Annotated in this window: 1 protein-coding gene; it reads left to right on the plus strand. The window is 67.1% G+C overall.

Features of this window, described 5'->3' with window-relative positions; all coding sequences use genetic code 11:
- Positions 1 to 189 precede the first annotated feature (189 nt).
- Positions 190 to 1,391 (plus strand): IS3 family transposase gene (locus ACZ6CZ_RS38025; RefSeq protein ID WP_469030689.1). Its coding sequence is split into 2 segments (ribosomal slippage): positions 190 to 475 and positions 475 to 1,391, totalling 1,203 coding nucleotides; the frame shifts between segments, so codons are not numbered across the junction.
- Positions 1,392 to 1,517 lie beyond the last annotated feature (126 nt).

The following is a 1,517-nucleotide window of genomic DNA, read 5'->3' on the forward strand; positions in this document are numbered from 1 at the left end:
CTCCAGTACCGCCCCGACGTCCTCGACGGCTGCCTCACAGGCACCAGCCTCCGGCACCAGCCACCATGACGACATCACGCATTCAAGGTCAGTAACTACCAACTACCTAGATCAGATGCTCTCGGGCCTTGACCCCGGATCTTGGACACCCGAGAGACTGGATCTTGAGTCCAGGAGAACGGATGTCCCGTGGTTATGAAGCACTATCCGCCGCAGTTCAAGGCGGACGCGGTCGCGTTGTACGAGTCGCGGCCGGAGGCGACGATCAGGTCGGTCGCCGCTGATCTGGGGGTCAACCCTGAGACGTTGCGGAACTGGATCCGGGCGGCCGGAGCGGGCCGGCCACGGGGACGTCGGACGCAGGCGTCCGCAGAACCGCCCACGCCGCTGGAGGCGGAGAACGCGGCCCTGCGCAAGAAGATCCGCGAACTGGAGGAGGAACGCGAGATCCTGCGGAAGGCGGCGAAGTATTTCGCCGGGGAGACGCGCTGGTGAACCGCTTCCAGTTCGTCGCCGACCACCAGCGCCGCCACGGCGTGAAGCGGCTGTGCACCATCGTGGGCATCGCCCGCTCGAGCTACTACTACTGGCGCCGCACCGCCGGGGACCGGGCCGCTCGGCAGGCAGCCGACGTCGTTCTCGCCGCACGGATACGGGCCGTGCACCGCGCCTCGGACGGCACCTACGGCGCCCCCAGGATCACCGCCGAGCTCCGCGAGGACGGCGAGAGGATCAACCACAAGCGGATCGCCCGGGTGATGCGGAGCATCAATCTGGCGGGCGTGCGGCTGCGTCGCAGGCCGCGCACCACGATCGCCGACCCGGCCGCGGCCAAGGTCCCGGACCTGATCGGCCGCGACTTCACCGCAAGCAGGCCGAACACCAAGTACGTCGGTGACATCACCTATCTCCCCGTGGACGGCGGGAAGTTCCTCTACCTGGCCACCGTGATCGACCTCGCCTCACGCCGCCTCGCCGGCTGGGCGATCGCCGATCACATGCGCACGGAACTCGTCATCGACGCCCTGGACGCCGCGAGGCGTACCCGCGGAAGCCTCGCCGGAGCGATCATGCACACCGATCACGGAGCCCAGTACGTCAGTCGGGCATTCGCCGACGCCTGCCGCCAGGCCGGCGTCCGCCAGTCCATGAGCGCGGTCGGCAGCTCGGCGGACAACGCACTGGCCGAGTCCTTCAACGCCACGTTCAAGCGCGAGACCCTCCAGGACCGCAAGCGCTGGTCCAGCGAGTGCGAAGCCCGCCTCGAGACGTTCCGCTGGCTCAACCGCTACAACACCCGACGCCGTCACTCCCGCCTCGGACACCGCAGCCCGATCGCATACGAGACAGCGTCCGAAACAACATCAACTACGCTGACACAAGCCGCTTAACCCGTGTCCAGGACTCGGGGGCAATGCCCCTCTAAGAGGTCATCTCATTTGGCTGAGTAGGCTGTCGGTTGTGGTGGGGATCGTTGAACGGCTGGTGCCGGACGAGTTGTGGGATCTGTTCCAGCG

It is taken from the genome of Streptomyces sp. NPDC041135, from assembly GCF_055592085.1.